The organism is Hydrogenophilus thiooxidans (assembly GCF_019049855.1).
In the GTDB taxonomy this organism is placed as follows: domain Bacteria; phylum Pseudomonadota; class Gammaproteobacteria; order Burkholderiales; family Rhodocyclaceae; genus Hydrogenophilus; species Hydrogenophilus thiooxidans.
This window is the reverse complement of the sequence record NZ_JAHLSY010000053.1, coordinates 1-1,480: the sequence shown is the minus strand read 5'-3', so window position 1 is coordinate 1,480 and position 1,480 is coordinate 1. Positions and strand designations below refer to the sequence as shown.

At 59.1% G+C, this 1,480-nt stretch carries 1 protein-coding gene; it reads right to left on the bottom strand.

The annotated features are described in order from the left end of the window. Position 1: 1 nt before the first annotated feature. Positions 2-1,342 (bottom strand): IS1380 family transposase, encoded by a 1,341-nt coding sequence (locus tag KUL93_RS11165; RefSeq protein ID WP_217127110.1) that lies wholly within the window; start codon positions 1,340-1,342, stop codon positions 2-4. Between the last annotated feature and the right edge of the window lie 138 nt (positions 1,343-1,480).

Sequence of the window (1,480 nt, the reverse complement as noted above, 5' to 3'; positions counted from 1 at the left end):
CTTAGCCACTTTGCAGTCCAGGGATGAGGGGCGGAGCCGAGGCGTTAGCCCAGAGGCCGGCGAACCAGGCTCGTTTTCGGCGAGGTACGGAAAGCATCAGTCTGTTGTGGCGAGCATCTGGGTGCCAGGAGCCACCGATCGCGAGCACCAAACCGTGTAGCGTCGAGAGCGTATGTTGGATTCGGCAGCGCAGCACCGCTTGACGAAAGAGGCTCATCAGGTTGTAGGCAAGCATCGCAAAACCCAACGCCGCTTCCGTGGCCCAGAAGTCGCGCATGTTGAAAGCATCCAGCCCGAAATCGGCCTTGAGCTCCTTGATGCGATTCTCACAGTCCGCTCGCCCACGGTAAGCGCGCCAAACCTCCACCATCGGCAAATCCAGGCTGGTGACAAGGGCGCTATAACGCCAGCCCTGAATGTCCGGGTCATCGGCAAAGAGCGAAAGCGTTTTACCCGGCGCAGTCTTGCGTTTGACCGATTGGCGCACCACGATCAGACGGCGCTCGTGTTCCCAGCCAACCGCCCGATAGCGCAGTTCGGTCAGTTCCAGACCCGGTTCCAGCGCCCACCAGCCCCTTGCTTGGTACAGTTCCCGCTGCAAAGGTTGCGTCAGCCGCGCCGCTACGATGTAGGCAATGCCTTTGCCTTCGAGAAAGGACAGCACCGCTTCGTCAAAAAAGCCACTGTCGGCACGCAGCAGACCAACCGATTTGTCGCCGAGATGGGCGAATGTCGATTCGAGAAAGCGCACGATGTTGTTGGCGCTGTGTGCATTGCCAGGGCGCAACCAGAAATTGGCTACCATTCTGGCTTCGGCTACGAAAGCCAAGAGCGGGTGATGGCTCGCTCGGCCATGACGGTTGGGGTTATAACCGCGTCTTGCACCTTGTTGGGCGCCATGCCGGGTAATCACGGTCGAGTCGACGTCGAGCGTCACGTGCTTCAACGTGCTGATCTTGCCAAAGAACCAGCGATAAACCTCGGCTTGCACCCGTTCGTTCGTGAGCATGTCAAAGCGGGCAAAGAGCCGCATGATGGCTTTGTGTCCCGCCGCACGGGCCCAGCCAAAGAGCCGCACCAGGGTGCTGTCCATGCGCACCGTCTCAGTGTGGGCAAACCGGCAGGCACCGCACCAAATCGATACAAGGAACTGCTCGATGAGTTGCTGCGGCGCATAACCCCGGTTCGATCCCGGTTCAGGCAATCCCCAGCTGGCTGCCGCTTGTCGAAACCCCATGCTGTCGAGCATTTGCTTGAGCAGCGCCAAGCCGCCCCAAGCGGTAACCTCGCGGTTGCTGAAGCTGACCGAAAAACCCTCTCCCTGCAACACTGAACCGGCCATGATCCTCGCCTATCCCTATGATCAACAAAGCATTTCTCTAATGGTATCCATTAGAACCGTCCTTGCCCCAGCACCGGGGGGCTCGGCCTACCGCTTGCTCCATTTTCGCGTAAAACTGGCTAATGGAAAATCTGGGAT